This window comes from Stenotrophomonas sp. 86428_Sma, from assembly GCF_056481585.1.
On record NZ_CM151156.1, the window covers coordinates 4,184,796 to 4,204,961 of the forward strand.

At 67.2% G+C, this 20,166-nt stretch carries 21 protein-coding genes; 15 read left to right on the top strand and 6 right to left on the bottom strand.

The window, feature by feature from the left end; genetic code table 11:
* Positions 1-47: 47 nt before the first annotated feature.
* Entirely contained in the window at positions 48-464 is a 417-nt protein-coding gene (locus ACZK3J_RS19200) for a VOC family protein (RefSeq protein WP_121504394.1), read from the top strand.
* A gap of 12 nt (positions 465-476) precedes the next feature.
* On the opposite strand, the gene ACZK3J_RS19205 is transcribed toward ACZK3J_RS19200, so the two are convergent.
* Positions 477-1,172: a DAPG hydrolase family protein gene (locus ACZK3J_RS19205; protein ID WP_049421839.1), complete on the bottom strand. Its 696-nt coding sequence runs from the start codon at positions 1,170-1,172 to the stop codon at positions 477-479.
* Positions 1,173-1,247: 75 nt separating this feature from the next.
* Between ACZK3J_RS19205 and ACZK3J_RS19210 the strand changes: the two genes are divergently transcribed.
* The gene (locus tag ACZK3J_RS19210; RefSeq protein WP_478476179.1) at positions 1,248-1,910 is read left to right on the top strand and encodes a TetR/AcrR family transcriptional regulator; all 663 of its coding nucleotides are present in this window, start codon (positions 1,248-1,250) and stop codon (positions 1,908-1,910) included.
* A 51-nt stretch (positions 1,911-1,961) separates the two neighbouring features.
* Here the strand turns inward: ACZK3J_RS19210 and ACZK3J_RS19215 are convergent, their stop codons facing one another.
* Positions 1,962-2,624: an SMI1/KNR4 family protein gene (locus ACZK3J_RS19215; protein ID WP_478476180.1), complete on the bottom strand. Its 663-nt coding sequence runs from the start codon at positions 2,622-2,624 to the stop codon at positions 1,962-1,964.
* A gap of 129 nt (positions 2,625-2,753) precedes the next feature.
* Complete coding sequence (locus tag ACZK3J_RS19220; RefSeq protein ID WP_149908660.1) at positions 2,754-3,638, bottom strand: LysR family transcriptional regulator; 885 nt, start codon at positions 3,636-3,638, stop codon at positions 2,754-2,756.
* A gap of 107 nt (positions 3,639-3,745) precedes the next feature.
* Here ACZK3J_RS19220 and ACZK3J_RS19225 point away from each other — a divergent pair, with 107 nt between their 5' ends.
* The gene (locus ACZK3J_RS19225) at positions 3,746-4,804 is read left to right on the top strand and encodes an NAD(P)-dependent alcohol dehydrogenase (RefSeq protein ID WP_071229530.1); all 1,059 of its coding nucleotides are present in this window, start codon (positions 3,746-3,748) and stop codon (positions 4,802-4,804) included.
* Between the two features lie 157 nt (positions 4,805-4,961).
* Entirely contained in the window at positions 4,962-6,218 is a 1,257-nt protein-coding gene (locus ACZK3J_RS19230) for an NnrS family protein (RefSeq protein ID WP_478476181.1), read from the top strand.
* A gap of 39 nt (positions 6,219-6,257) precedes the next feature.
* On the opposite strand, the gene ACZK3J_RS19235 is transcribed toward ACZK3J_RS19230, so the two are convergent.
* Entirely contained in the window at positions 6,258-7,622 is a 1,365-nt protein-coding gene (locus tag ACZK3J_RS19235; protein ID WP_149908662.1) for a glutamate--cysteine ligase, read from the bottom strand.
* 152 nt (positions 7,623-7,774) lie between these two features.
* Between ACZK3J_RS19235 and ACZK3J_RS19240 the strand changes: the two genes are divergently transcribed.
* The 3 genes from ACZK3J_RS19240 to ACZK3J_RS19250 all read left to right on the top strand — a co-directional run bounded on the left by ACZK3J_RS19240 (position 7,775) and on the right by ACZK3J_RS19250 (position 10,945).
* A complete protein-coding gene (locus ACZK3J_RS19240) occupies positions 7,775-8,479 on the top strand; it encodes a VIT1/CCC1 transporter family protein (RefSeq protein WP_149908663.1) in 705 nt (234 codons plus the stop codon).
* Positions 8,476-9,300, top strand: coding sequence for a helix-turn-helix transcriptional regulator (locus ACZK3J_RS19245; RefSeq protein ID WP_134951702.1), 825 nt, complete (start codon positions 8,476-8,478; stop codon positions 9,298-9,300). Before ACZK3J_RS19240 ends, ACZK3J_RS19245 begins: the two co-directional genes overlap by 4 nt.
* Before the next feature lie 673 nt (positions 9,301-9,973).
* Positions 9,974-10,945: an MBL fold metallo-hydrolase gene (locus tag ACZK3J_RS19250; RefSeq protein ID WP_049461259.1), complete on the top strand. Its 972-nt coding sequence runs from the start codon at positions 9,974-9,976 to the stop codon at positions 10,943-10,945.
* 73 nt (positions 10,946-11,018) lie between these two features.
* Here the strand turns inward: ACZK3J_RS19250 and yihA are convergent, their stop codons facing one another.
* Positions 11,019-11,621, bottom strand: a complete 603-nt coding sequence (gene yihA / locus ACZK3J_RS19255) for a ribosome biogenesis GTP-binding protein YihA/YsxC (RefSeq protein ID WP_041864681.1) — start codon at positions 11,619-11,621, stop codon at positions 11,019-11,021.
* Between the two features lie 155 nt (positions 11,622-11,776).
* On the opposite strand from yihA, the gene ACZK3J_RS19260 reads away from it, so the two are divergent.
* The 4 genes from ACZK3J_RS19260 (at position 11,777) to ACZK3J_RS19275 (ending at position 15,062) form a co-directional block, all read left to right on the top strand.
* Positions 11,777-12,577 carry a c-type cytochrome gene (locus ACZK3J_RS19260; protein WP_032128969.1) on the top strand — a complete coding sequence of 267 codons (801 nt, stop codon included), beginning with the start codon at positions 11,777-11,779 and terminating at the stop codon, positions 12,575-12,577.
* A gap of 106 nt (positions 12,578-12,683) precedes the next feature.
* The gene (locus ACZK3J_RS19265) at positions 12,684-13,334 is read left to right on the top strand and encodes a thiol:disulfide interchange protein DsbA/DsbL (RefSeq protein ID WP_478476182.1); all 651 of its coding nucleotides are present in this window, start codon (positions 12,684-12,686) and stop codon (positions 13,332-13,334) included.
* A gap of 106 nt (positions 13,335-13,440) precedes the next feature.
* Positions 13,441-14,271, top strand: coding sequence for a thiol:disulfide interchange protein DsbA/DsbL (locus ACZK3J_RS19270; RefSeq protein WP_049400467.1), 831 nt, complete (start codon positions 13,441-13,443; stop codon positions 14,269-14,271).
* Between the two features lie 53 nt (positions 14,272-14,324).
* Entirely contained in the window at positions 14,325-15,062 is a 738-nt protein-coding gene (locus ACZK3J_RS19275; RefSeq protein WP_005419292.1) for an endonuclease/exonuclease/phosphatase family protein, read from the top strand.
* A 58-nt stretch (positions 15,063-15,120) separates the two neighbouring features.
* On the opposite strand, the gene ACZK3J_RS19280 is transcribed toward ACZK3J_RS19275, so the two are convergent.
* Positions 15,121-15,996, bottom strand: coding sequence for an EamA family transporter (locus ACZK3J_RS19280; RefSeq protein ID WP_012512098.1), 876 nt, complete (start codon positions 15,994-15,996; stop codon positions 15,121-15,123).
* A 72-nt stretch (positions 15,997-16,068) separates the two neighbouring features.
* Here ACZK3J_RS19280 and ACZK3J_RS19285 point away from each other — a divergent pair, with 72 nt between their 5' ends.
* From ACZK3J_RS19285 to ACZK3J_RS19300, 4 genes are all read left to right on the top strand, one after another.
* On the top strand, positions 16,069-16,551 hold the full coding sequence (locus ACZK3J_RS19285; protein ID WP_478476183.1) for an Lrp/AsnC family transcriptional regulator: 483 nt from the start codon (positions 16,069-16,071) through the stop codon (positions 16,549-16,551).
* Between the two features lie 77 nt (positions 16,552-16,628).
* Positions 16,629-17,180, top strand: coding sequence for a M23 family metallopeptidase (locus ACZK3J_RS19290; protein ID WP_414578434.1), 552 nt, complete (start codon positions 16,629-16,631; stop codon positions 17,178-17,180).
* A 172-nt stretch (positions 17,181-17,352) separates the two neighbouring features.
* Positions 17,353-19,497: a ferric-rhodotorulic acid/ferric-coprogen receptor FhuE gene (fhuE, locus tag ACZK3J_RS19295; protein WP_277779320.1), complete on the top strand. Its 2,145-nt coding sequence runs from the start codon at positions 17,353-17,355 to the stop codon at positions 19,495-19,497.
* A gap of 171 nt (positions 19,498-19,668) precedes the next feature.
* Positions 19,669-20,103, top strand: coding sequence for a hypothetical protein (locus tag ACZK3J_RS19300; protein WP_277779319.1), 435 nt, complete (start codon positions 19,669-19,671; stop codon positions 20,101-20,103).
* Positions 20,104-20,166 lie beyond the last annotated feature (63 nt).

The window sequence follows — 20,166 nt, forward strand, 5'->3', positions numbered from 1 at the left end:
CGTGGATGCGGGCGTACACTGCCCACCCGCATCCACCGGATCTGGCCATGGATACGCCCACCGCATCGTTCATCGTCAACCTCGATGTCCCCGATCTTGCCGCTGCCGAGGACTTCTACATCCGAGTCTTCGGCCTGCGCATCGGGCGCCGTCTAGGCCCGGGCGCCGTGGAGCTGCTCGGTGGGCCAACGCCGCTGTACCTGCTGCAGAACGAGGCCGGCAGCGCAGCCACCGAGGATGGCGACGTGCGCGACTACGAGCGCCATTGGACGCCGCTGCACCTGGACTGGGTGGTGGATGACATCGAAGCCGCACTGGTCCGTGCGGTTGCGGCCGGGGCGACGCTTGAGCAGTCCGTGCGCGAGCGCCGCTGGGGGCGCATCGCCGTGCTGGCCGATCCGTTCGGGCATGGCTTCTGCCTGATCCAGTTCAGCGGCGAAGGCTACAACGCGCTGGTCGAATGACCGGCGCGCCGTTCACCACGGCAACGGCACTGCTTCACCGTTGGCGCGCTCACCGTAGTACAGCGACGGCAGCAGGCGCGAGAGGAAACTGAACTCCGTGTAGCAGTGCTTGAGCAGGCCCAGGCCGACCGCATCGCCGGCATCGCAGTGCGGATCGGTGCTGTCCAGGCCGAGCACGAAGCGGCTGCGCAGCACACAGCCAAACGGCGTATCGCGCGCCACGTGCAGCATCTGCCCGTCGCAGGGATCACCGTTTGCATCCAGGCGTACGTGGTCGCCAAAGCCGATGCGCGCGGCGATCACTGCCGATACATCGCCTGCATCCTGTGCCGCCTGCAGGCGCTCTGGCACCAGCAACGTGCGCGGGTCATGGAACTTCAGGCGCGCCGCCACCGGCGGGATGTCGGCCAGCGATTCCACCGCGTGGATGCTGGCACCGTGGTAGCTGCGTCCGCGCTGCCAGGCCGCGTCCCAGCCGCGATGCTCGACATGATCGACCGGATGCCACCAGCGGATGTGCTGTGTGGTCTCAAAGAACGTAAACCACCAGTCCAGCATGCGGCCCTTGCAACCGTGCAGATCGGTACGCACCGCCACCAGCAGGGTGCCATCTTCGCGGCGCTGGATGCCGGTTTCCAAGCGCATCGGTGCGGGGTCGAGCAGATCGTGGTGGTCCAGCCAGGCGCGGGCGTTCACAGCGGTATCCATCGGGGTCTCCTGCATGTCGGGAGATCTGACAATACGGAAACGCTCTTCGTTTCGCAATTATCCGAATGCGGTAAGATGGGCGCAATGAACAGCACCACCCTGCCCGAGCCACCCTCACCAATCCGCCGCCGCGGCCGCCCTGCACGGCCGGAAGCCGAAGTCCGCTACGCGGTGCTGCAGGCCACGCTGGAGCTGCTGCTGGCACAGGGTTACGAGGCCACCACCATCGAAGCGGTGGCGGCGCACGCCGGGGTAGCGAAGAAGACCGTGTACCGCCACGCCAGCAACCGCGAGGAACTGGTCGGGTTGGCCGTGCGCGAGTGGACCGACGGCTTCGCGCCGCAGTTGCAGCGCGATGCGCACGACGCCGACGAGGTGATGCCGTTGCTGCAGGCCATCCTGCACGCGGTGTGCGCGCAGGCACTGTCGGCGCAGGCAGTGCAGGTATTCCGCCTGCTGGCCACCGACTTTCCCGGCAAGGACGCGCTGCTGCAGGCCTATCTGGACAATGGCATCGAACGCGGCCGTGCGCTGCTGGCCGACTGGCTGGCGCGTCAGCAGCAGCGCGGGCTGCTGCGCGAGGGAGATGCCGCGTGCATGGCGCGGCTGATCCTGGCGATGGCCGTGGCCGAGCCGCTGCGCGAACGCGTGATCGGTGTGGTGGCCGAGGATGCGCCGGTAGAGGTGCATCTGCGTGATTGCCTGGAATTGTTGGCACCCGTACTGCAGGTGCTGTAGCAGACCGCATCCACGCATGGCGAGGTTCTACCGGCAGCGCTTCGGATCAGGTCACGCCCGCACGTAGGGCATTTCGCTGTCGATACCATCGAACGCGATCAGCTGCAACAGCGGCTGCACGTCCTCGTCACTGATCTCACCCGCAGTGATGTCATCCACGCGTGCATACAACGCCTCCAGCGCCGCTACCTGGTCCCCTCGCAACCAGCCACGATGGGTACCGAGCCAAGCCTGCAGATTGGTTCCGATATCGCCCTCCGAAAGCAGCGAATCCTCTTCCTCCAGCTCCACCACCGCTTCGGCCATCTTGCGGAACAGGAAGTCCTGGAAGTTCGCGGCCAGCAGATCGGCGCGATCATCGTCATGCCAGACCAGCAGCACCGGCGACTCGCTGGAACCCGGTGCATTGGTCCAGAAACAGTAATGATCACCCGCGCCGGTGCGCGCGAACGGCAGCAGTTTCAGGTCATCGCGCAGCGGGTTGTAATGATCTTCGGCAGTCAGATCTTCCCACGCTGCGCGCAGTTCGCTCGGCTCGATCGGTTCATAGTCGTTGGCATACAGTAGTACCGGCGGCTGCGGCTGCACCTGCGGGAACACCGTGCGGTACCAGTTCGGGCCCTGCTCGCCCCAGCTGAAACGGTTGCCTTCCACCAGCTGGCGGAACAACGGCGGGAAGGTCTGGCCGGAAGCCTGTTCGAGATCGGCGAGCATGCTCAATGACGTCCTTTTGTTGAGAAGACTCACTCTAGCGGGTGAACGCCATCCACGCATGGCGTGGATCTACCCGGAAAGCTCTCGTTGGAGCCGGTCATTGGACGGCACTGCGCCATCCACCGCGATTCACTCGCGCAGCATATCCACGAACGCACGCAGCGCACCGGGCATCTGCCGCTGCTTCGGGTAGTACAGCGCGAAGCCGGCGAACGGTTCGCTCCAGTCTTCCAGCACCGCCACCATCTGCCCTGATTCGATGTAGGGCCGCGCGGTGTCTTCCAGCACGTAGGCCAGGCCGATGCCATCGAGTACCGCGCCGACCACGGTGCCCTGCTCGCCCAGCGTCAGCCGTCCGGGCACGTCGATCTCCAGCGCCTGCCCACCGCGCTCGAACTGCCACTTGTACAGATGCCCGCTGGCGAAGCGGAAGCGGATGCATTCGTGTGCAGCGAGATCGCGCGGATGCTGTGGCGCGGGATGCCGCCGCAGGTAGTCCGGCGATCCGACAATCAGCCCGCGCAGTGGTGGCCCCATCGGCACTGCCACCATGTCCTCGGGTACGAACTCGTGCAGGCGCACGCCGGCGTCGTAGCCCTCGGCGACGATGTCGACCAGGCCGTCGTTCTCGGTCAGCTCCACCCGCACGTCGGGATGGGCGTGCAGGAAGCGCGCCAGCCGTGGTCCCAGCTGTGTCGCCACCGCAGCACGGGTGGCGTTGATGCGCAGCAGGCCAGCCGGGACAGCACGGAACTGGTTCATCTCCTCCAACGCATCGTGCACCTGCCCCAAGGCCGGCTGCAGGCGCTCCAGCAGGCGCTGCCCGGCCTCGGTCAGGGCCACGCTGCGGGTGGTGCGATGAAACAGGCCCACCCCCAACCGTTCTTCCAGCGCGCGGATCGCATAGCTCACCGCCGAGGTCGACAGCGCCAGCTCGGCGCCGGCACGGCGGAAGCTGCGGTGGCGGGCGACTGCGGCGAACGCGGCCAGGTGGGAGAGATTGTCAGTGGCCATGATTGTGCAGTTTCACTTGATGAATCATGCCGATATCCGGGCTTTCTGCCGCTGGGTACGGGGCGTATTGTAAAGCGCCTTTCGACAAACCCTGCCAAGGATTCCCCATGTCCCTCGCCCGTGGTTACGCCGCCCATTCACATACCGACCCGCTGATCCCCTACGAGTTCGAACGCCGCGCGGTCGGCCCGGACGATGTGCGCATCGAGATCCTCTACAGCGGCATCTGCCATTCGGACCTGCACCAGGCCCGCGACGACTGGGGTGGCTCGATCTACCCGATGGTGCCGGGCCACGAGATCATTGGCCGCGTCACCGAGGTCGGCAGCAACGTCACCCGCTTCAAGGTGGGCGACCACGCCGGCGTGGGCTGCATGGTCGACTCATGCCGCCACTGCGACGCCTGCGAGCACGACCTGGAGCAGTACTGCGCCGAAGGCGCGACCTGGACCTACAACGGCCGTGAACGCGAAAGCGGCGCGCCGACCTACGGCGGCTATTCCGACCACGTAGTGGTCGAACAGCGCTTCGTGGTGAAGGTGTCCGAAACGCTGGACCTGAAGGCCGCCGCCCCGCTGCTGTGCGCCGGCATCACCACCTGGTCGCCGCTGCGCCACTGGAAGGTCGGCCCGGGCCAGAAGGTCGGCGTGATCGGCCTCGGTGGCCTCGGCCACATGGGCGTGAAGTTCGCCAAGGCCCTCGGCGCGCACGTGGTGATGATCACCACCACGCCGGAAAAGGGTGCCGATGCCAAGCGCCTGGGCGCCGATGAAGTGCTGGTCTCGCGCGATGCCGCGCAGATGAAGGCGCACGCCGGCAGCTTCGACTTCCTGCTGAACACCATTCCGGTTGGCCATGACACCAACCCGTACATGGTCCTGCTCAAGCGCGAGGCCACCATGTGCCTGGTCGGCGTGCTGACCGAACTGGATCCGCCGCTGACCGGCGGCAGCGTGATCTTCGGCCGCAAGCACCTGACCGGCTCGGCGATCGGCGGCATGGCCGAAACCCAGGAAATGATGGATTTCTGCGCCGAGCACGGCATCGTCAGCGATGTCGAGATGATCGACATCAAGAACGTCAACGAAGCCTGGGAGCGCATGGCGAAGAACGATGTGCGCTACCGCTTCGTGATCGACATGGCGACGATGAAGAACGCCGCCTGATCGATCGGCGACTGTGAACGAAGAACCCCGGCACTGCCGGGGTTTCTTGTTTGCGTTGCACGGCCCGTCGGCCGGGCATGGCCCGGCGCTACCGGAAAGATGACGGGTAGCGCCGGGCCATGCCCAGCGAGCGAAGCGGTTGCCTCCCTCCTTGGGCATGACGAAGATCAAGGACCCGGCCACCAGCCGGGCGCAGACTCGCTGCATGGCCCGCCTGCCCTCCCCTGCGATGCTGATGCGCGCGCCGCACCGGCTGCTGTTCTTCATCGGCGCCAGCAACCTGCTGCTGGCAATGCTGTGGTGGGCGTTGTGGCTGGGCGCATTGCGCGGGTTGTGGACGCCGCAGCCACCGCCGCTGCCTCCGGCCTGGCTGCACGCGCTGCTGATGCAGTACCTGGTACTGCCCAGTTTCATCTTCGGCTTCCTGCTCACCGTGTTCCCGCGCTGGATGGCACAGCCGGAGCTGCCACGCAGCCGTTATGCGCCGGTCGGCATCGGCCTGTTTGGTGGGCAGGCGTTGCTGATTGCCGCCGCCTGCGGGTGGACACCCGGGCTGTGGCCCGGCCTGCTGCTGGCACTGGCCGGCTGGAGCGCCGGACTGATCGTGCTGGGACGCGTGCTCAAGGCCGCCGGTCCCAACCGCAACTGGCATGCGCGCGCCTGCTATGCCGCACTGCTGCTGGGCTGGCTGGGGCTGCTGCTGTTCATGGCGGTGGGGCGCGGCCACGCCACGCTGATGCCAGTCACGGTGGCACTCGGCACCTTCGGCCTGCTGCTGCCGGTCTACCTCACCGTCGCGCACCGGATGATCCCGTTCTTCGCCAACAACGTGGTGGATGGCTATGTGGCGTGGCGCCCGCTGCGCTGGTTGGCTGCGATGTGGGCGCTGCTGATGCTGCGCCTGCTGTTGAGCGCGTTGCAGGTCGACCACCTGCTGTGGCTGGCCGATGCGCCGCTGCTGATGTTGTCGCTGCAGGCGCTATGGCACTGGTGGCCACGCGGGCCGATGCCGGGCCTGCTCGCGGCCCTGTTCCTGGCACTGGCGTGGCTGCCGATCAGCTTCGCGTTGTATCTGCTGCAGGACATCGGCCAGATGCTGGGCCATCCGCAACTGCTCGGCCGCGCGCCGCTGCATGCCCTCGCCGTGGGCCTGTTCGGCAGCCTGCTGGTGGCGATGGTGACCCGTGTCACCCAGGGCCATTCCGGCCGACCGCTGGTGATGCCGGCAGTGGCCTGGTTTGCGTTCGTCGCGCTGCAGGCGGTGGCGATCATGCGCATCGCTGCCGAACTGATGCCCGACGCCTATGCGTGGCATTTCGCCGCAGCCATCGGCTGGTTGCTGGCCTTGGCACCGTGGGTGGCGCGGGTGGGCTGGATCTACCTGTGCCCACGGCGCGACGGCAAGCCGGGCTGACATCGACGCCGGGCATGGCCCGGCGCTACCGCAATCGAATCAATACGCGAATTCGCGGAACACCGGATCAACGTCGCCGTGCCAGCGGCCATGGAACAGCGCCAGCTTGCGTTCGGCCGGGGTCAGGCCGGACTCGACGATCTCCTGCAGCACGTCCAGGAACTTGCTCTCGTCCTGGCCGTCGGCATTGCGCGCCGCGCGGCGCTTGAGGCCTTCGACGGAAATCTTCACCGCTTCACGGGCCAGGTCGCGCACGCTGCCAGTGCGGAACGGCAGGTTCATCGCATGCTTCGGCACGCCGTCGCGCAGTGCATGGCGCTCGGCCAGGGTGAAGTCACGCACCAGGTCCCACGCAGCGTCCAGCGCAGCGTCGTCGTACAGCAGGCCGACCCAGAATGCCGGCAGCGCACACAGGCGGCTCCACGGACCACCATCGGCGCCGCGCATTTCCAGGTACTTCTTCAGGCGCACTTCCGGGAACGCGGTGGTCATGTGGTCCGACCAGTCGCGCAGCGTCGGCAGCGCGCCCGGCAGCACCGGCAGCCTGGCCAGCATGAAATCGCGGAAGCTCTGCCCGCTGGCGTCGTGGTAGATGCCATCGCGGTAGGAGAAATACATCGGCACGTCGAGCAGGTAATCGACATAGCGCTCGTAACCGAAGCCATCCTCGAACACGAAGTCGAGCATGCCGGTGCGGTCAGCGTCGGTGTCGGTCCAGATGTGCGAGCGGTAGCTCAGGTAGCCGTTGGGCTTGCCTTCGGTGAACGGCGAATCGGCGAACAGCGCGGTGGCGATCGGCTGCAGCGCCAGCGACACGCGGAACTTCTTCACCATGTCCGCTTCGGTCGCGTAATCCAGGTTCACCTGCACCGTGCAGGTGCGGGTCATCATGTCCAGGCCCAGCGAGCCGACCTTGGGCATGTAGGCGCGCATGATCTTGTAGCGGCCCTTTGGCATCCACGGCATTTCATCGCGCTTCCACTTCGGCTGGAAGCCCATGCCGAGGAAGCCGAGCTGCAGCTCACCGGCCACCTGTGCCACTTCGTTGAGATGGGTGCCGGTCTCCACGCAGGTCTGGTGGATGGTCTCCAGCGCCGCGCCGGACAGTTCCAACTGACCGGCAGGTTCCAGCGTGACCGAGGCACCATCGCGCAGCAGGGCGATCGTGTTGCCGTTCTCCTGCACCGGCTCCCAGCCGAAGCGGACCAGGCCGTTGAGCAGCGCTTCGATGCCGCGCTCGCCTTCAAAGGTCGGCGGGCGCAGGTCATCCAGGCGGAACCCGAACTTCTCGTGCTCGGTGCCGATGCGCCACTGCGCGCGGGGCTTCTCGCCGGAGGCGATCACCTCCACCAGCTGCGAGCGGTCGGTAATGGGGGTATCGGCGACGTGGCTGGGGCTCGACAAGGGAAAGGCTCGCTGGACGGTGGCGGGGGATGTGGGGCTCGCGGCCTTCCATCGCAAGGGCGCACTATAGCGTGGCACCCCGTTGCGTCATGCGACGGTGACGGGTTTCAGCATCCTACCGACGCCCTCTTGACCCTCGTACACTCAGAGCCATGAGCCGCCATTCACGACACCCCGAACTGCATCGCTCCGAGCGCGTCGGCTGGCTGCGAGCCGCCGTGCTGGGCGCCAACGATGGCATCGTCTCGGTGGCTGGCCTGGTGGTCGGCGTGGCCGCCAGCGGCGCCTCGGCTGCGACCATCCTGGCCACCGGCGTGGCAGGTACCGTGGCCGGCGCGATGTCGATGGCGGCGGGCGAATATGTGTCGGTGCAGACCCAGGCCGACACCGAAGAGGCCGACCTGGCAATGGAAAAGCGCGAGCTGCGCGACGATCCGCACAGCGAACTGGAGGAGCTGGCCGCGATCTACCGCCACCGCGGCCTGGAGCCTGCGCTGGCGCGGCAGGTGGCCGAACAGCTCACCGCCCACGATGCGCTGGGTGCCCACGCCCGCGACGAACTGGGCATCACCGATACCCTGCGCGCGCGCCCGCTGCAGGCAGCGCTGGCCTCGGCCGGTGCGTTCACCTGCGGTGCGGCGCTGCCAGTGCTGACCGCCCTGCTGGCGCCGGTCGACAAGGTCGCACTGATGACCACCGCCAGCACCCTGCTCGGCCTGTGCCTGACCGGCGCGATGGCGGCCCAGGCCGGTGGCGCACCGCCGGTACGCGGCGCGATCCGGGTGATGTTCTGGGGCGCGTTGGCGATGGCCGCGGCCGCCGGCGTCGGTCGCCTGCTCGGCGCACACGTGACATGACCGCCATGCTGCCCCCGGCCACCGCACTGCTGGCCGAGATGGCCAGTCTGGCGGGCTGTGAGCGCGCCGAAGGCTATGCCTGCATCACCGCCCGTCGCGAGCATGGCGCCAGCTCGGTGGAGATTCCGCAACCGCAGTTCGCGATCCTGCTGGAAGGCCGCAAGCAGGTGCGTACCGCGCACCAGTCGCTGGAATTCATCCCTGGCGACATCCTGCTGCTGACACAGCGCTGCCGTATCGACGTGGTCAACAGCCCCGACCCGGGGACCGGCCGCTACCTCAGTGCCATCGTGCCGCTGTGTGCCGAAGTGCTGGCGGCCGCACGCACACTGTGGAGCGAGGAACTTCCCGCCCCTGGCCAGGCGATGGCACGTCTGCCGTTGATCGACCATGGCCCGGTGCTGCGCCAGTGGCGGCAATCGCTGCAGGACGGCCGTTACAGCGAGGCACGATTGGCCCTGGCCTCGCTGGTGCTGACCCTGTGCCGGCAGGGCCACGGCAACCTGCTGCTGCCGCAGGCGCCGAGCCTGGGCGAACAGATCCGCGACCGCATCGCCGCCGAACCGGCACGCGACTGGCAATCGCGTGATGTGGAAGAACAGTTCGCGCTGAGCGGTGCGACCCTGCGTCGTCGTCTCGCCGCCGAGGACACCAGCCTGCGCCAGCTGCTTACCGAGGCCCGGCTGGCGCATGGCATGCAGCTGCTCTACACCACGGACCTGCCATTGAAGACCGTCGCAGCACGCGCGGGCTACCGGTCTGCGGCGAGTTTCAGCAAGCGCTTCGCCGAGCAGTACGGGCTGGCTCCCACAGACATTTGAAGGGGTTCGGCAGGGCTGCGCCCTGCACCCGCAGAGGCAACAGCAACGTCCGAAGCAACAGCAACAGCGGCTATCCGAGGGATGGCGGGGCGGTGTGGGTGGGCAGGACACGCCGTAAACCCATCCATGGGGGCTCGATGGCGCCATCCATGGCGCCAACGGTCCTGCCCACCCACACCACCCCGCCTCTGACAGATTCCGTGTGCTGTTGGTAGGTGTCGACCTTGGTCGACACATCTGTCAGATATCGAATGATCCATCCACGCATGGCGTGGATCTACTGTGTCGACCAAGGTCGACACCCACCAGAGCAGTTTGCCGTTCCGACAGATCGCAGAAAACTGTCGAAGGCGGGGTGGGTCCGGTTGCGGGGGCGTGAGCCGCATGGATGCGGCGACCGAGCTTACATGGACGTACTTGCAGCGGCCCCCGCAACCGGACCCACCCCGCCATCCCACGGATAGCCCGCTGTTGCTGTTGCCTCGGCTGTTGCTGTTGCTTCAGCCGTTGCTGTTGCTTCAGCCGTTGCTGTTGCCTCTGCGGGTGCAGGGCGCAGCCCTGCAGACAACACCCCTTCCCTGAGCATTCCGCGTAGTGGTTTGAGCGCCGCACACACGTCGGCCACGGCACGCTATGCGGCAACGGAACCACCCATCGTCCACCGAGAACCACCATGACCCTGCGTCCCCTGCCGCTGCACCGCGCCCTGCTGTTGGCCCTGTCATCCCTGCCACTGGCCGCGCTGGCCGAAACCACGTCGCCTGCCCCCACCCAGCAGGTCCCAGGCGTCTACCACCAGCGCGTCGGTGCGCTGCAGGTCACCGCCCTGTTCGATGGCGTGGTCGCGCTGGGCCGGCAGGAAGTCGTGGACGTGCCGCCGACGCTGGTCAGCCGCCTGCTGGAAGGCCGTTACGTGCCCGAAGACAAGAAGGGCCTGCAGACCGCGATCAACGCTTTCCTGGTGCGCCAGGGCAACCACCTGACCCTGGTCGATACCGGTACCGCGCAGTGCTTCGGCCCCGGCCTGGGCCAGGTGCTGGGCAACCTGCGCGCCTCCGGCGTGGACCCGGCCGAGGTGGATGAGGTGCTGCTGACCCACGCCCATCCGGACCATCTGTGCGGCGTGCTCGACGCGCAGGGCAAGCCGGCCTACCCGAATGCCACGGTGTGGCTGTCCAAGGCCGATGCCGACTACTGGCTCAACCCGGCCAGCGAGGCCACCGCGCCGAAGGGCGTGCGCTTTGCCTTCCCGCTGGCGCGCAACGCGGTAGCGCCCTATCAGGCCAGCGGCCACCTGCGCACCTTCAGTCCCGGCGATGCCCTGCCCGGTGGCGCGGTGGCGATGGACACCCATGGCCATACGCCCGGCCATGTCTCCTACCGGTTCGACAGCCAGGGCCAGTCGCTACTGGTGTGGGGTGATGTGCTGCACTTCCATGCGGTGCAGTTCGCGCACCCGGAGGCGGCCTTCGAGGCCGATTCGGACCGCAAGGCGGCCATCGCCAGCCGTCGCGGCCTGCTGCAGCAGGCCACCGCCAACGGTTGGTGGGTGGCCGGTGCGCACCTGCCGTTCCCCGGTCTGGGCCATGTGCGTGGCGAGGGCAAGGCCTATGCGTGGGTGCCGGCGGAGTATTCGCCGTTGTGAGGGTGTGCCGACCAAGGTCGGCACCCACCCGATCCGGTAGCGCCCGGCTGCCAGCCGGGCGACCGGAAATGCCTTATTCCAGCCCCAACCAACCACCGATGATGCCGCGGGCTTCGTCCACACCGGTGCGGGCCGCGCCAGAGAACACCTGCACGCTGACCGTATCACCGAAGGAGGAGTGCAGTTCCTTGCGCACCTTCTGCAGGGTCTGCATCTGCTGGCTGCGGCTCAGCTTGTCGGCCTTGGTCAGCAACGCATGCGCCGGCAGGCCACGCTGCACGGCATAGGCCAGCATCTGCCGGTCGTAGTCCTTCAGCGGGTGGCGGATATCCATCACCACCACCAGGCCCCTCAGCGCATTGCGGGTGCGGAAGTAGCGGTCGATGAAGGCCTGCCAGTGCGCCTGCAGGTCCAGCGGCACCTTGGCGTAGCCGTAACCGGGCAGATCGACCAGATGGGCTTCCGGGGTCACCTGGAAGAACACCAGCTGCTGGGTGCGGCCGGGGGTCTTGGAGACACGGGCCAGGCTGTTCTGCCGGGTCAATGCGTTGAGAGCACTGGACTTGCCGGCGTTGGAGCGGCCCGCAAAGGCCACTTCGGCCCCCTCATCGGGCGGCAGCTGCCCCATGTTGTGGGCAGAGAGGTGGTATTGAGCGCGTTCGATGAGCAATGACATGTGCATAGGATCGCATGTTGTGGCACCGCGCGCCCGGCCGCGGGCCCTCCGCCGGGAAAATGCTGCACTGCTGCGTTGACCGTGCGCGGAAACGGCGTTGATAATCCGGACGATGCCGTGGCTGCCGCCCGGCCCGGTCCATACGGAGCTTTAGCATGCGCCACGCTCGCGTTCTTGCCGTATCCGCCCTTGCCACTGCCGTAGTCGTTGCCGCCGCTGCGTTCGCGCAGACCACGTTGACCCCGCTGCCCGACAACGGGCCGATCAACACCGCCTCGCTGGAGGTCGATTTCAGCAAGACCCACTGGGGCGATGCCAAGGCCGGCCAGACCAAGGCCTCGGCCTGCGCGGCCTGCCATGGCGCCGACGGCAATTCCACGGTGGAGATGTACCCGTCCATCGCCGGCCAGAGCGAACGCTACGTGGCCCAGCAGATGGCCCTGATCGCCAATGGGCAGCGCAGCTCCGGCGCGGCGGTGGCGATGGTGCCGTTCGTGCAGAACCTCACCCCGCAGGACATGCGCGACATCGGCGCGTTCTTCGCCACGCAGAAGGCCACTGCCGGCATCGCCGATGACACGGCGGTCACCGACGGCCCCTACAAGGGCATGAAGTTCTACGAGATCGGCCAGCAGCTGTACCGTGGCGGCGATGCCAAGCGTGGCCTGCCGGCCTGCATGGCCTGCCACGGCCCCAGTGGCGCCGGCAATCCGGGGCCGGCCTATCCGCACATCGGTGGCCAGCATGCCAGCTATGTCGCGCGCCGCCTGCAGGAATACCAGGCCGGCCAGACCAACGAGACCGACAAGGCGCACTTCCAGATCATGGCTGCGGTTGCGCAGAAGCTGAGCGAGCAGGAGGTGCAGGCGCTGTCGAGCTACCTGCAGGGCCTGCACAACAAGGCCGACGACGTGGCCGTTGCCACCGCGCCGGCACAACCGGCTGCCGCCCCCTGACCACCACTGGTCGGCCCGGGTCGCCACGCCGGCCCGCGGCTGCGGTATGTTTCCTTCACGCCGGCGACCGCGCCGGCGTTGCTTTTTTCAACGGAGATGCGTGTCGATGAGGTTGATTTCCCGCCTGCTGTTGTCTTTGCTGGTGCTGCTGCCGCTGGTAGCCTGCGCCGCCACCCCCGCCAATGCCCCGCTGGTCGAAGGCAAGGACTACGAGCGCATCGCCCAGCCGGGCCCGTTCCAGCCGCTGGCCGGCAAGATCGAGGTGGTCGAGGTCTTCGGCTACACCTGCCCGCACTGCGCCCGTTTCGAACCGCAGCTGGAAGCCTGGGCAGCCAAGCTGCCGGCCGATGTGCGCTTCACTCCGGTACCGGCAGCCTTCGGCGGCGCCTGGGATGCCTGGGCACTGGCCTACTACGCCGCCGACGAAGTCGGCGTGGCCAAGCGCAGCCATGCCGCCGTGTTCAAGGCACTGCACCAGGACGGCTCGCTGCCGATGCAGAACGTCTCGGCCGATGAGCTCGCCACCTTCTACAAGGCCTACGGCGTGACCCCGGACCGTTACCTGCAGGCCCTGCGCGGCGATGCCGTACAGAAGAAGGTCGATGCCGCCCGCGCGTTCGCCCAGCGCACCAAGATCCCCGGGACCCCGGCGCTGATCATCAACGGCCAGTACCTGGTCCGTGGCGACAGCTTCGACGACCAGCTGCGCATCGCCTCGGCGCTGATCACCCAGGCCCGCGCCGCCCGCGGCCGCTGAACCAACACCCACCACCGACACGGCGCTGTCGCCGCCGCGTGTCATCATTTCCCCCTGGCCGGCGCATGACGCCGGCCCCACCTTTCCAGATGCTGGAGACGTTTCCATGAAGATCCGTTACGCCCTCGCCCTCGCAGCGCTGCTGCCGATCCTGGCGGCCTGCAAGGCCGACGACGGCAGCACCAACACCACCGCGGCCCCGGCCGAACCGGCTGCAGCTCCGGCGACCACCGAACCGGCCGCTCCGGCCGCGGGTACCGAAGGCGCCGCCCCGGCCGCTGCCGAAGGCGAGAAGGCCGCGGCTGAAGCCGCCCCGGCCGCTGCACCGGCCCCGACCACCACCGCACTGACCGGCCCGGCCCCGGTGGAAGGCGCCGACTACCAGGTGATCCCGAACGGCCAGCCGTTCCAGCCGGCCGCCGGCAAGATCGAAGTGACCGAGATCTTCGGCTATGTCTGCCCGGCCTGCGCCGCGTTCCAGCCGCTGGTCGGCCCGTGGAAGGCCGGCCTGCCGAGCGACGTGAACTTCGTCTACGTGCCGGCCATGTTCGGCGGTACCTGGGACAACTACGCCCGTGCCTTCTACGCCGCGCAGACCCTGGGCGTGCAGGAGAAGACCCACGAAGCCCTGTACGCTGCCATCCATTCGCAGAAGACCCTGAAGGGCGAGCGCGGCACCGATTCGGTTGACGACATCGCCAAGTTCTACGGTGCCTACGGCGTGGATCCCAAGCAGTTCGCCGCCACCATGGGCAGCTTCGCGGTGAATGCCAAGACCAACTCGGCCAAGCAGTTCGCCCAGCGCAGCCAGATCAGCGGCACCCCGTCGATCATCGTCAACGGCAAGTACCTGGTGAAGGGCAAGAGCTTCCCGGACATGCTGCGCATTGCCGACCACCTGATCGCCCGCGAACGCGGTGCGGCCCAGGCTCACTGATCCAAGAGAAGCGTTTCCCGGCCGTGAATTCCCCCCGTACACGGACCCTGCGCTTGCTGACGGCCAACATCCAGGCCGGCTCAAGTACCCGCCGCTACAGCGACTATGTGACCCGCAGCTGGTCACATGCGCTGCCGGCGGGCCGCAAGCGCAGCAGCCTGGACGCGATCGCCACCCTGGCGCGCGAACATGACATCGTCGGCCTGCAGGAGGCCGACCCGGGCAGCCTGCGCTCGGGCTTCACCAACCAGACCCACTACCTGGCCCAGCGTGCCGGCTTCAACTACTGGAGCCACCAGCCGAACCGGCGCATGGGCGGGGTCGCCTCCAGCGCCAACGGCCTGCTGAGCAAGCTGGAACCGGTGGAAGTGCAGGATCACGCCCTGCCCGGCCGCATCGGCGGGCGCGGCGTGCTGCTGGCCAAGTTCGGCGACGGCGCCGATGGCCTGGCGGTAGCGGTAGCCCATCTGTCGCTGGGCGCGGGTTCGCGGATGTCGCAGCTGGGCTTCATTGCCGAGCTGCTGTCCGACCATCCCAATGCGGTGCTGATGGGCGACTTCAACTGCCTGGCCGAACGCCCGGAAATGCAGGTGCTGTACCAGAAGACCCGGCTGCAGCCCCCCGGCTGCATCGTGCCGACCTTCCCCAGCTGGCGCCCCGATCGCGCCATCGACCACATCCTGGTCAGCAGCGGCCTGCAGACCCGTACCGTGGAAGCCGTACCGGCCGCGTTCTCCGATCACCTCGCCCTGGCGATGCAGATCGACGTCCCGGCCGACGCCCTGCGCTGACCGCTCCTGGTGGGTGCCAACCTTGGTTGGCACGCTCTCCGCCGGGCATGGCCCGGCGCTACCCCGCCTGCACCACCGGCACCTTCAGCCGCCGCGCGGTCATCGTGCTGCCCACCGAGGCCAGCACCGTGCAGCCGATCGCCAGCCACTGCAGCCCGTGCAGGTGCTCGTGCAGCAGCAGCATCGCCCACAGCGCGGCTACTGCCGGCTCCATGCTGATCAGGATGCCGAAGGTCTCCTTGGGCAGGCGCTTGAGCGCCATCATCTCCAGCGACATCGGAATCGCGCTGGACACCAACGCCACCAGCAGGCCAGCGGCCAGGATCTTCGGATCGAGCAGTGCGGCGCCGGCATGCACCACGCCCACCGGCACCACCACCAGCGACGCCGCCAGCAGCCCCAGCGACACCGAATGCCCGGCGTGCAGATGGCCGGCACGCTTGCCGAACACGATGTACAGGCCCCAGCACGCCGCCGCACCCATGGCATACAGCACGCCGGCCGGATCCAGCGCCGGGCCGCCACCGATCGGCAACAGCAACAGCAGCCCCACCGCCGCGCAGCCTACCCACAGGAAGTCGATCGGTCGTCGTGATGACAGCATCGCCACCGTCAGCGGCCCGGTGAACTCGATGGCCACCGCGATGCCGAAGGGAATCGTGCGCAGGGCCATGTAGAACAGCAGGTTCATCAGGCCCAGGGTGAGCCCGTAGCGCAGGATGGTGATCGCATCCACGCGGCTGGTCTTCCAGCGCCATGGCCGCCAGAACAGCAGCAGCAACAGCGCCGAAAAGCCCACGCGCAGCGCGCTGGTGCCCTGGGCACCGATCAGCGGGAACAGGTGTTTTGCGTAGGAGGTGCCGATGGCCAGCGAGGTGACCGAGCCGAGCACCGCCAGCGCCGGCAACATCGGCGCGAATCGTGAAGTCTGCATGCGCAAAGTCTATTGCGCCGGCGCCGAGCACTTGGCTCAATTGACGGCCCGTTCGTGCAACTTCTGCTCGCCATGGCCATCGCCCCCGTGCTCGACAGTTTCGACTGCGCCATCCTCGACCTGCTGCAGCGGGACAACACCCTGCCGCAGCGCGAAATCGCCGAGGCCGTGCACCTGTCCACCCCGGCCGTGCAGCGCCGCATCAAGCGCCTGCAGGAAAGCGGCGTGATCGCGGCCAATGTAGCGGTGGTCGCCGCCGCCAAGGTCGGGCGGCCGCTGACCATCATCGTCGAGGTGCGCGTGGTCAGCGAGCAGCGCGAGCGGGTGGCGCCGTTCAAGCGCCGCGTACAGGACGACCCGGCCGTGCAGCAGTGCTACTCGATCACCGGCGATGGCGATTTCCTGCTGTTGCCTTCGGCGGCGTCGATGGAGGAGTACGAGGCGATCACCGAGCGCTTGTTCGGTGGCGATGACAACATCGAGCGCTTCCGTACCTCGGTGGCACTGGGCACCTTGAAGCGGAGTTTCGAGGTCCCGCTGGCACCGGTTCTGTAGCGTCGAGCCATGCTCGACTGCGTTTTTACCGCAAAGCAACAGCCGTCGAGCATGGCTCGACGCTACAGTCGGAGACCATGAGCACTCCGTCCTCTCCTGCCGGTCGCCTGCGCCGCTGGCTGCTGCGCGGCCTGTGGCTGGCCATTGCCGTCGTTGCCGCGATGGCGCTGTGGAACAGCCCATGGGCGGCCACGCCGAGGATGCTGTGGACACTCTCGCGCATGCCGCCGGCCACCGAACTCCCGGTGCCGGTGGAGGGTGTGCGCCCCCGCCAGATCGCCGATACCTTCGGCGCGCCGCGCGGCCGCGACCGCTCCCACGCCGGCATCGATATCTTCGCCCAGCGCGGCACGCCGGTGCGCAGCGTCACTGCCGGCGTCATCGCGGATGTCAGCGAACGCGGCCTCGGTGGTCGCCAGGTCTGGGTGATCGGGCCCGGGCGGGAACGCTACTACTACGCGCATCTGGAAGGCTGGGCCGAGGGCCTGGCGCGCGGCCAGGTGGTGCAGGCCGGTGACCTGCTCGGCCACGTGGGCGACAGCGGCAATGCCAAGGGCACGCCGCCGCATCTGCACTGGGGCATCTACGGCACGAACGGCCCCCGCGACCCGTTGCCGTTGCTGCGCTGATCGCCACGGCGCACCCGCGCACCGAACCGTTCATGATTTGTAAATAGGAATAGTTCGTATTACCATTTCTTTCGTTTCCGGTGGTGCCAGGACGGCCTGCCCGCCCTTCCCCTACCCGTAGCGCCTCGCCTCCTGGATGCCGGCCGAACGCGCGTGCTCGTCCAGGACCCCCATGACCCGTCCCGCCTTCCGTACCCTGCAGCCGCAGCGGCTGTCCGTTGCCGTGCTTGCCGTTCTTTGCGCCGTGGCCCCAGCCGCCTTCGCCGACACCGCCGCCGATCCGACCACGCTGGACAAGGTGGTGGTCAAGGGCGAACGTGCCGAAGGCTATTCGGTGCGCCGCACCTCGGCCGGTACCCGCTTCGATCTGGCACCGCGCGAGATCCCGCAGTCGGTCAGCATCATCAGCCACCAGCGCATCGAAGATCAGAAGCTGGACGACATCATCGACGTGCTGGCCAACACCACCGGCGTGACCAGCACCCAGTCCGACAGCGAGCGCACCGAGTTCTACGCGCGTGGCTTCTACATCGATGCCTACCAGTTCGATGGCCTGCCGACGCAGATGGTGCAGAACTGGAGCTACGGCGATTCCGGCCTCGATCTTGCGCTGTACGACCGCGTGGAAGTGGTACGCGGCGCTACCGGCCTGCTCAGCGGTGCCGGCAATCCGTCCGCCTCGGTGAACCTCATCCGCAAACACGCCGACAACGCAGAACTGACCGGCAGCATCTCGGTGAACGTCGGCAGTTGGGGCCGCACCCGCACCACCGTGGACGTGGGCACCGCGCTGAACGCCAGTGGCACGGTGCGCGGCCGGGTGATCGGCAGCTACCTGGACACCGATGGTCAGATGGACCGCTACAACCAGCGCAAGACGCTGGGTTATGCCGTCATCGACGCCGACCTGACCCCGGACACGCAGCTCAGCGTGGGCTACGACTACCAGCAGAAGCGCGCCAACGGCGCGACCTGGGGCGGCTTCCCGATGTGGTACGCCGATGGCAGCCCGACCAACTATCCGACCTCGTTCAATCCGTCGCCGGACTGGACCTACTGGGACACCACCAGCAAGCGTGCGTTCGCCACCCTGCAGCATGCCTTCAGCAACGGCTGGAAGTTCAAGATCGGCGCCACCCACGACCGCACCAAGGCCGACGACAAGCTGTTCTATCCGGCCTACACCGCGTTCAACAAGACCACGGGCGCCGGCATCACGCCGATGGCCGGCTTCTACAACACCGAGCGCAAGGTTGATGGCATCGATGGCTACATCGATGGGCCGTTCCAGCTGTTCGGACGCGAGCACCAGTTCATGGCCGGCCTGAGCTACAACAAGCGTGAGTTCGCCAACTATGGTGATTTCCAGCCTGACTTCAACGATCCGAATGCACAGTACCTGCCGCTGGCCAGCTACTTCGGCTGGACCGGTGATTTCCCGCAGCCGAACTGGCGACCGCTGAAGCTTGCCAGCCAGGGCACCATCACCCAGAAGGCCGGCTATGCCGCCGCACGCCTGTCGCTGGCCGATCCACTGAAGCTGATCATCGGTGCGCGCTACACCGACTGGAAGAGCGAAGACGAAGGCAACGACCGCTCGCACAAAGTGACCACGCCGTATGCCGGCCTGGTCTACGACATCAACGATACCTACTCCGCCTACGCCAGCTATACCGAGATCTTCCAGCCGCAGACGCTGCGCAACAAGCAGGGCAGCTACCTCGATCCGGTCGATGGCAAGAGCTACGAAGTCGGCGTCAAGGGCGCGTGGTTCGACAACCGGCTGAATGCATCCGTGGCAGTGTTCCGCATCGAGCAGGACAACGTTGGCCAGGAAACCATGGACAAGGTCGACGGGCAAATGAACGAGACCGCCTACATCGCTGCACGTGGCACCGTCAGCCGCGGCTTCGAGTTCGAAGTGAACGGCGAACTGGCACCGGGCTGGAACGCGACCTTCGGTGCTTCACGTTACGTGGCCAAGGACATCAACGGCGCCGACATCAACACCAACCTGCCGCAGACCGCGCTGAAGCTGTTCACCAGCTACACCCCGCAATCGCTGCAGGAACTGACCGTCGGCGGCGGTGCCAACTGGCAGAACCGCATCTACTACGCTGCGCCGGTAGTGGGCCGTTTCGAACAGGAAGGCTACGCGCTGGTCAGTGCCTTCGTGCGCTACCGCATCTCGCCGGAGTTCAGCGTGCAGGCCAACCTCAACAACCTGCTGGACAAGAAGTACTACTCGCAGATCACCGGCTACGGTGCCTACGGCGACGGCCGCAATGGCTCGCTGACGTTCACCTGGGCGTTCTGATCCAACCGGCCTTGTAGCGTCGAGCCATGCTCGACTCGATCACACGGGGTCGTCGAGCACGGCTCGACACCACAACGGGGGCGCTCGGCGCCCCCGTTGCCGCGCTGACCTTGCAGGTGTAGCGTCGCGCAGACGGATACCTCGCGCCTTCCCCCTCAAGGACGACCGGCCATGCGCACCCGCACGAAACTCGCTGTCTCGCTCGTGGCCCTGTTCTCTTCGCTGCCGCTGATGGTCGCTACAGGCAATGGCTACTTCATCCTGCTTCTGCTGATCGGCCTGCCCGCAGCGATCCTGTTCTGGTTCGATCTGGGCCGTGAACTGCGCGCCATCCCCACTCCCACCCGCTCCGAGCGCGCGCTGGGATTGGCAATGGGCATTCCACAGGTGCTGTTCGGACTGTTGTGCGCGGGGATCGGCCTGATCCTGGTGGCCTGGATCCTGTACAACCTGCTGGTTGAATCCCTGCCACAGTTCCGCATTCCCTCACTGCCCGCCTTCGCGGTCGGGCCGATGATGATCGTGGCCGGACTGGGATGGGCACGCACCGCGTTCCGCCGTGCCAGCCTTGAACAGGATGACCCGGAACAGGACATTCCGGATTGACCACCTTCATGGAGTCGAGCATGGCTCGACGCTGCAACGGCGCCGGGCGGAGCCCGGCGCCGT

Coding starts and splice junctions, on each gene's coding strand:
- ACZK3J_RS19200 (WP_121504394.1), top strand. CDS start 48: ATGGATACGCCCACCGCATCGTTCATCGTCAACCTCGATGTCCCCGAT.
- ACZK3J_RS19285 (WP_478476183.1), top strand. CDS start 16,069: ATGGCCATCGCCCCCGTGCTCGACAGTTTCGACTGCGCCATCCTCGAC.
- ACZK3J_RS19220 (WP_149908660.1), bottom strand. CDS start 3,638: ATGGCCACTGACAATCTCTCCCACCTGGCCGCGTTCGCCGCAGTCGCC.
- yihA (WP_041864681.1), bottom strand. CDS start 11,621: ATGTCATTGCTCATCGAACGCGCTCAATACCACCTCTCTGCCCACAAC.
- ACZK3J_RS19230 (WP_478476181.1), top strand. CDS start 4,962: ATGACGAAGATCAAGGACCCGGCCACCAGCCGGGCGCAGACTCGCTGC.
- ACZK3J_RS19225 (WP_071229530.1), top strand. CDS start 3,746: ATGTCCCTCGCCCGTGGTTACGCCGCCCATTCACATACCGACCCGCTG.
- ACZK3J_RS19250 (WP_049461259.1), top strand. CDS start 9,974: ATGACCCTGCGTCCCCTGCCGCTGCACCGCGCCCTGCTGTTGGCCCTG.
- ACZK3J_RS19245 (WP_134951702.1), top strand. CDS start 8,476: ATGACCGCCATGCTGCCCCCGGCCACCGCACTGCTGGCCGAGATGGCC.
- ACZK3J_RS19270 (WP_049400467.1), top strand. CDS start 13,441: ATGAAGATCCGTTACGCCCTCGCCCTCGCAGCGCTGCTGCCGATCCTG.
- ACZK3J_RS19265 (WP_478476182.1), top strand. CDS start 12,684: ATGAGGTTGATTTCCCGCCTGCTGTTGTCTTTGCTGGTGCTGCTGCCG.
- ACZK3J_RS19205 (WP_049421839.1), bottom strand. CDS start 1,172: ATGGATACCGCTGTGAACGCCCGCGCCTGGCTGGACCACCACGATCTG.
- ACZK3J_RS19290 (WP_414578434.1), top strand. CDS start 16,629: ATGAGCACTCCGTCCTCTCCTGCCGGTCGCCTGCGCCGCTGGCTGCTG.
- ACZK3J_RS19210 (WP_478476179.1), top strand. CDS start 1,248: ATGGGCGCAATGAACAGCACCACCCTGCCCGAGCCACCCTCACCAATC.
- ACZK3J_RS19260 (WP_032128969.1), top strand. CDS start 11,777: ATGCGCCACGCTCGCGTTCTTGCCGTATCCGCCCTTGCCACTGCCGTA.
- ACZK3J_RS19240 (WP_149908663.1), top strand. CDS start 7,775: ATGAGCCGCCATTCACGACACCCCGAACTGCATCGCTCCGAGCGCGTC.
- ACZK3J_RS19215 (WP_478476180.1), bottom strand. CDS start 2,624: ATGCTCGCCGATCTCGAACAGGCTTCCGGCCAGACCTTCCCGCCGTTG.
- ACZK3J_RS19280 (WP_012512098.1), bottom strand. CDS start 15,996: ATGCAGACTTCACGATTCGCGCCGATGTTGCCGGCGCTGGCGGTGCTC.
- fhuE (WP_277779320.1), top strand. CDS start 17,353: ATGACCCGTCCCGCCTTCCGTACCCTGCAGCCGCAGCGGCTGTCCGTT.
- ACZK3J_RS19300 (WP_277779319.1), top strand. CDS start 19,669: ATGCGCACCCGCACGAAACTCGCTGTCTCGCTCGTGGCCCTGTTCTCT.